The sequence below is a fragment of the Prosthecobacter sp. genome, assembly GCF_044378005.1.
GTDB lineage: Bacteria > Verrucomicrobiota > Verrucomicrobiia > Verrucomicrobiales > Verrucomicrobiaceae > Prosthecobacter.
The window spans coordinates 24,420-30,686 of sequence record NZ_JBILYB010000068.1; the positions used below are offsets into that span (position 1 = coordinate 24,420).

Below are 6,267 nucleotides of genomic sequence, written 5' to 3' on the forward strand. Positions count from 1 at the left end.
GGCAGGCAAATCAGGCACTCAAAACGCCCTTCACATGCTTCATCGAACCTACGAAGCACTCATGTACATAGGCCATGGCCTTCTTCACCTTCGCCTGGGCGGCGGGATAATCGGCATCGATGGCAAACAGCGTCTCCGCTATCTTTTCGACGGGCGTCTCGTCCATCTCCAGCAGCCACTCGGGCAGGCCGATGTCCTTGAACATCCAGCACTTCGGCGAGTGGAACTCGGAGTAGGTGTGGATGATCGGCGTGCCGTTCGCGAGAGCGATGATGGGGGAGTGCGGCTCGTGGCAGACGATGGTGTGGGCTCGGGCGAAGATGGAAGCCGCTTCATCGGCATTCCAGAAATACTCCAAGTTTACGACCTGCTTTTGAATTTCCGGCGGAAGCGGATCGTGGATGAGGCGCTTGTTGTGGCCCATCTCTTTGATGGTCTCGGGTGCGATGAGCACCTTGTGGCCGGTCTTTTTCACCCAAAGCGTGACGAGCTCGCGGAACTTCGCCGCGCGGCGTTCATCGTCGGCGATCTGCTGCGGCGTGGGATGCAGCGGGTTGAGCTTCTCTGGGCGTGGATCGTCCACGCCCGGGTATTTGGGCGTGTTCGTGCGGATCATGACGGTGATGAACTTCTTCTCCTCCAAGCCGAGCTTCTTCATCGTGGCGAGTCCGCGCTCGTCATCACGCACGTCGATGCCGAAGCAGCCATCCGGGCCAAATTGTAGCGCGGCGGCCTTGATGCCCGCGCCTTGGAGAATCTTCAGCGTCTTCGTCTCACGCGTGTAGATGAAGGATGCGCCATTGAGCAACGCGATTCGCTCCTCCGCCCCCTTGCCCTCGACCATGCTGGGAAAATACGACTGACCGAAGAGACCGTAGGGCTTGCCGTGCTTCTGGCAGAACTGCATGAAGGTGATGTCCTGGCCCATGCCGGAGTTGCGGATGAAGAAATCGCACGCCTTCACCGCCTCCTGCAGCTTGCGGTCGTTTTCGCCGTCTTTGAAAAGGTTGCCCTGCAAAATCTCCACCTTCGGGAAACGCGCCTTCAGCATCGCCGTGACTCGCTCGTCGATTTTCATCGCCCACAGCACGATCTTCACCTCCGGCAGGTGCTCCTCAATGACTCGCAGCGTGCCCGGCGTGTGGCCGATGTCACCGATGTTGATCGTGTCCCACGCGGATTGCAGCACGATGGTCTTGGGCTTGCCATCAGCGGCAAAAACGGAACCACCAAGCGCGGCGAAGATGGTGGAGATGAAATGGCGGCGGGTGTGCATGGGCTGGGGAATGATGAGGCATTACCAAGCAGCCGTTGGACAAATAATCTGCAAAGAAGTTACGGCCCTTTTAATCCCGTCCTAAATCGCTAAAAAGAACGGGCTGGAGATTGCTCTCCAGCCCGCTCATCGGGGGTTTTTCGGGTTTTTTATCCTTCGTTTCCGTGCCAGCTCCCGGTAGGCGCGGGACTCAGGACAAAAGTTTTGGGGTAAGAAAGAGCGGCCTGGGCGTGGTTTAGTCGCGTCAGGCCGCCATGGTAAGAGGCAATAGTTGCCAGTTTGTTCAGATTACATCATGCCGCCGTGGTCATGACTGTGACCAGCGTCTGCCTTTTCCTCTTTCGGGATGTCGGCGATGAGGCACTCGGTGGTCAGAAGCAGACCGGAGATGGAGGCGGCGTTCTGGAGAGCGCTGCGGGTCACCTTGGCTGGGTCAACGACACCTGCCTTGATGAGGTCTTCATACTTGCCGGTGGCGACGTTGTAGCCGTGGTTGCCGGTGCCTTTCTTGACTTCGGCGACGATGAGCGCGCCTTCGACGCCTGCATTGGCTGCAAGCTGACGGAGAGGAGCTTCGATGGCACGAGCGACGATTTCAGCGCCGGTCTTCTCGTCACCGACGAGGCCGAGGTCACCGATGGAGGCCTGAGCGCGGATGAGGGCGACACCGCCCCCAGGGACGATGCCTTCTTCGACGGCAGCACGGGTGGCGTGCAGGGCGTCTTCCACGCGGGCTTTCTTTTCCTTCATCTCGGTTTCGGTGGCAGCACCGACGTTGATGACGGCTACGCCGCCGGCCAGCTTGGCGAGACGCTCCTGGAGCTTCTCACGGTCGTAGTCGGAGGTGGTTTCAGCGATCTGGTTCTTGAGCTGGGAAACGCGTCCGGCGATGGCGTCGGAGGAGCCTGCGCCCTCGACGATGACGGTGTTTTCCTTGCCGATGGTGATGCGCTTGGCCTGGCCGAGGTCAGCCAGCTCGATGTTTTCGAGCTTGATGCCGAGGTCTTCGGTGATGCAGCGGCCGCCGGTGAGGATGGCAATGTCTTCGAGCATGGCCTTGCGGCGATCTCCGAAGCCAGGGGCCTTCACAGCGACGATGTTGAGGGTGCCGCGGAGCTTGTTCACCACGAGGGTGGCAAGGGCCTCACCTTCGACGTCTTCGGCGATGATGAGGAGGGGCTTGCCGGAGCGAGCGACCTTCTCAAGCAGAGGGAGCATGTCCTTCAGATTGCTGACCTTCTTCTCGTTGATGAGGATGTAGGCGGACTCAAGGTTGCACTCCATCGTCTCAGGATTGGTGACGAAGTAAGGGGAGAGGTAGCCTTTGTCGAACTGCATGCCTTCCACGACTTCGAGAGTCGTTTCGATGCTCTTGGCTTCTTCGACGGTGATGGTGCCTTCCTTGCCCACTTTGTCCATGGCTTCGGCGATGATGTTGCCGATGCTGGCGTCCCAGTTGGCAGAAACGGTTGCGACCTGGGCCACTTCCTTGCTGTCCTTCACGGGGGTGCTGATTTCCTTCAGCTTGGCGACGATGGCTTCAGTAGCCTTCATGATGCCGCGCTGGAGGGAGGTTGGATTCGCACCGGCGGTCACGTTGCGGAGACCTTCGGAGTAGATGGCTTCGGCCAGCACGGTAGCCGTGGTGGTGCCGTCACCAGCGATGTCGGAGGTCTTGGAGGAGACTTCCTTGATGAGCTGGGCACCCATGTTTTCATAGGGGCATGGGAGTTCGATTTCCTTGGCCACGGTAACACCGTCTTTGGTGATCGTGGGGGAGCCGAATTTCTTCTCGAGGATGACGTTGCGTCCGGCTGGGCCGAGGGTGGCCTTCACGGCGCGAGCCAGTTTGGTGACGCCGCGCAGGAGGGCCTGACGTGCGGTTTCGTCGAAGTGGAGTTGTTTAGCCATAGTAGTGAGCGTGTGTGGGGGTTGAGTTGGGGATTAAGCGATGATGCCGAGGATGTCGGTCTCGTTGATGATGAGGAGGTCCTCGCCATTCACTTTGACTTCGGTGCCGCCGTATTTGGAGATGAGGACTTTGTCGCCTGCCTTCACGGTGAAGAGCGTGGAGACATCTTTGCCTTCATCGTCCTTGCCGGTGCCGAGTGTGATCACTTCGGCTTCCTGTGGCTTTTCTTTGGCGGTGTCGGGGAGGAAGATGCCGCCAGCGGTTTTTTCTTCGCTGAGGGAGCGCTTCACGAGGACGCGACGTCCGAGTGGGGTGATTGCGGTAGCCATATTGGTCTGGTTATTGCTTATCTAGGTTTTGGTTCTGGTTTGGTTTGTCTGCCCGGCCTGCTGTCACAAGGGAATGTGGCGGCTGGCCGGGCGGAAAGTCTAATGGTCAGCTCGTGGGTGCTTTCGGGGAGCTGGAATGACGAATGAGTAAGCCCGAATGACCAAGGAATGCCGAAGCACGAAGGCCGAACACCGTGTGAGGTGCCTTCAGAGTTTCGGGTTTTGTCATTGAGGTTTCTTTCGTCATTAGGTTTTAGGAATTCGTCATTTCGCCGGCGGCGTTTCTTTGATCGCCACGCCGTTGCTGGCCCGCTGCGCTCCTCCAAAACTCAGCTCCGGTGCTGCTTCGCCGATTTCCTCGGTGATGAAACGCACGATCTGCTTCGGATCTTCGGAGATCACGGCCTGGACCATGCGGGATTTGCGACTGTGGTCGTAGCCCTTGAGGTCGAGATCGAGCCCCACGGTGCCGGGCTCGCCGGACAGACCCTTCATCTTCGCTGCCAGCGCCACGCTGTTGTTGATCTGGTCCTGGAGTTTCTTGTCCTTGCTGAGCTTCGTCAGACCAGCCTTCAGCGCCTCATGCACTTCGGGGACGTTGAGGATATCCTGTGCGTTCTTGTTTGGGTATTTGGCAAGGATGTCTTCTGCCTGCGCTTCGAGCCCGGATTGGACTTCGGATTGGGTCGGGGCGGAAGGAGCGGACGGCGTCAAAGCATCCGCTATGGCTGCATCGATCTTCGCATCAGAGACAGCGGTAGCTTTTGGGGTCTCGACTGTGGTCTTGGGGGCTTCCTTTTTGCCGCAGGCGGTGATGAAGAGACACAGCGCGACCATCCCAAGGAAGGTCGGCCAATAAGCCGACGCTCCATGGAATGTGTTCGCTGTGTTCACGTGCCGCATAGGTGCCTTTGGGAAGGAATTACTTGTCCTTGTCCACGACTTCGAAGTCGGCATCGACGACCTTGCCTTTGTCCTGGGTCTTCGTTTCCGAAGCAGCGACATCGGGTCCGCCCATGCCCCCCATGTCGGGCATGCCACCGGCTCCAGGAGCGCCAGCTCCAGCTGCCGCAGCAGTTTGGTAGGCGGCGGCGAAGAGTTTTTCGATCTCTTCAGTCTCGCGCTTCATCTTGTCGGTGTCATTGGCTTCAATGGCGGACTTGAGGGTGGCGAGCTTGTCGGTGATCGGGCTGAGCTGGTCAGCGGGGACTTTGCCTTCCCATTCCTTGAGGGTCTTTTCGATCTCGTAGGTGAGGCTGTCGGCCTTGTTCTTCACTTCGACGCCTTCTTTGCGCTTCAGGTCTTCTTCGGCGTGGAGTTCGGCATCGCGCTTGGCTTTTTCGATCTCGTCCTGGCTGAGGCCGGAGCTGCCCTGGATGGAGATTTTCTGCTCCTTGCCGGTGGTCTTTTCCTTGGCTGAAACGTGGAGGATGCCGTTGGCGTCGATGTCAAAGGTGACTTCGATCTGCGGCTGGCCGCGTGGCATCGGCGGGATGCCGTCGAGTTTGAAGGTGCCGAGCGTTTTGTTGTCGCGGGACATGGGGCGCTCGCCCTGGAGGACGACGATCTCGACGCCGGGCTGTTGATCGGCGTAGGTGGAGAAAATTTGTGAGTGCTTCTTCGGGATGGTGGTGTTGCGCGGGATCATCGGCGTGGCGACACCGCCAGCGGTCTCGATGGAGAGCGTGAGCGGGGTCACGTCGAGCAGGAGCACGTCTTTGACATCGCCTTTCAAAACACCGCCCTGGATGGCCGCGCCGATGGCGACGACTTCGTCCGGATTCACGCCCTGATGGGGATCTTTGCCAGCGAGCTTGCGGGCGGTTTCGACCACCTTGGGCATGCGGGTCATGCCGCCGACGAGCACGAGTTCGTCGATCTTGGATGCGTCCAGTTTGGCAGCGGCCAGGCAGTCCTTCACGGGCTTGATGGTGCGCTCGAAGAGGCTGTCGGTGAGCTGCTCCATCTTGGCGCGGCTGAGGGTCTTCATGATGTGCTTCGGCCCGGTGGCGTCGGCAGTGATGAAGGGGAGATTTAAATCAAAGCTCTGGCTGGAGCTGAGGGCGATCTTGGCTTTCTCGGCTTCTTCCTTGATGCGCTGGATGGCGTCAGGCTGGCTGCTGAGGTCGATGCCGCTGTCGGTTTTGAATTCGTTGACGATCCAGGTGATGAGAGTGTTGTCCCAGTCATCGCCGCCGAGGTGGGTGTCGCCATCGGTGGCGAGCACTTCGAAGACGCCGTCGCCGATTTCGAGCACCGAGATGTCGAAGGTGCCGCCGCCAAGGTCATACACGGCGACTTTTTCATCTGACTTGCTGTCGAGACCATACGCGAGGGCCGCTGCGGTTGGTTCATTGATGATGCGGCGCACGTTGAGGCCGGCGATCTCACCAGCAGCCTTCGTGGCGTTGCGCTGGCTGTCATTGAAGTAAGCAGGAACCGTGATGACGGCTTCCGTAATCGTTTCGCCAAGCTTGGCTTCGGCGTCAGCCTTCAGCTTCGCGAGGATCATCGCGCTGACTTCCTGGGGGCTGTAAGTCTTCGTTTCGCCACCGACTTCGACCTGCACGTGAGCATCACCATTGCTGGCGGCCACGATCTTGTAGGGCATGCGTTTGTCGGCGTCGGTGAGTTCGGTGAACTTGCGGCCCATGAGGCGCTTCACGGAGAAGACGGTGTTGCGGGGATTCGTCACCGCCTGGCGCTTCGCGGCCTGACCGACGACGCGCTCGCCGCTCTTCGTAAAAGCG

5 protein-coding genes are annotated in these 6,267 nt (G+C 59.3%); all 5 read right to left on the reverse strand.

From position 1 onward, the window contains the following. Window positions 1–10 precede the first annotated feature (10 nt). Window positions 11–1,276: a polysaccharide pyruvyl transferase family protein gene (locus tag AC6FTP_RS14225; RefSeq protein WP_497207580.1), complete on the reverse strand. Its 1,266-nt coding sequence runs from the start codon at window positions 1,274–1,276 to the stop codon at window positions 11–13. Between the two features lie 288 nt (window positions 1,277–1,564). Beyond that, complete coding sequence (groL, locus tag AC6FTP_RS14230; RefSeq protein WP_497207581.1) at window positions 1,565–3,187, reverse strand: chaperonin GroEL; 1,623 nt, start codon at window positions 3,185–3,187, stop codon at window positions 1,565–1,567. Between the two features lie 33 nt (window positions 3,188–3,220). After that, on the reverse strand, window positions 3,221–3,517 hold the full coding sequence (locus tag AC6FTP_RS14235) for a co-chaperone GroES (protein ID WP_497207582.1): 297 nt from the start codon (window positions 3,515–3,517) through the stop codon (window positions 3,221–3,223). Window positions 3,518–3,781: 264 nt separating this feature from the next. Beyond that, window positions 3,782–4,354: a hypothetical protein gene (locus AC6FTP_RS14240; protein WP_497207583.1), complete on the reverse strand. Its 573-nt coding sequence runs from the start codon at window positions 4,352–4,354 to the stop codon at window positions 3,782–3,784. 85 nt (window positions 4,355–4,439) lie between these two features. Next, the coding region (gene dnaK, locus AC6FTP_RS14245) for a molecular chaperone DnaK (protein WP_497207584.1) at window positions 4,440–6,267 on the reverse strand (1,828 nt) is incomplete at its 5' end.

What these genes read in the sequence shown, in the direction of transcription:
- AC6FTP_RS14225 (WP_497207580.1), bottom strand. Translation starts at nt 1,276, where the DNA reads ATGCACACCCGCCGCCATTTCATCTCCACCATCTTCGCCGCGCTTGGT.
- groL (WP_497207581.1), bottom strand. Translation starts at nt 3,187, where the DNA reads ATGGCTAAACAACTCCACTTCGACGAAACCGCACGTCAGGCCCTCCTG.
- AC6FTP_RS14240 (WP_497207583.1), bottom strand. Translation starts at nt 4,354, where the DNA reads ATGGTCGCGCTGTGTCTCTTCATCACCGCCTGCGGCAAAAAGGAAGCC.
- AC6FTP_RS14235 (WP_497207582.1), bottom strand. Translation starts at nt 3,517, where the DNA reads ATGGCTACCGCAATCACCCCACTCGGACGTCGCGTCCTCGTGAAGCGC.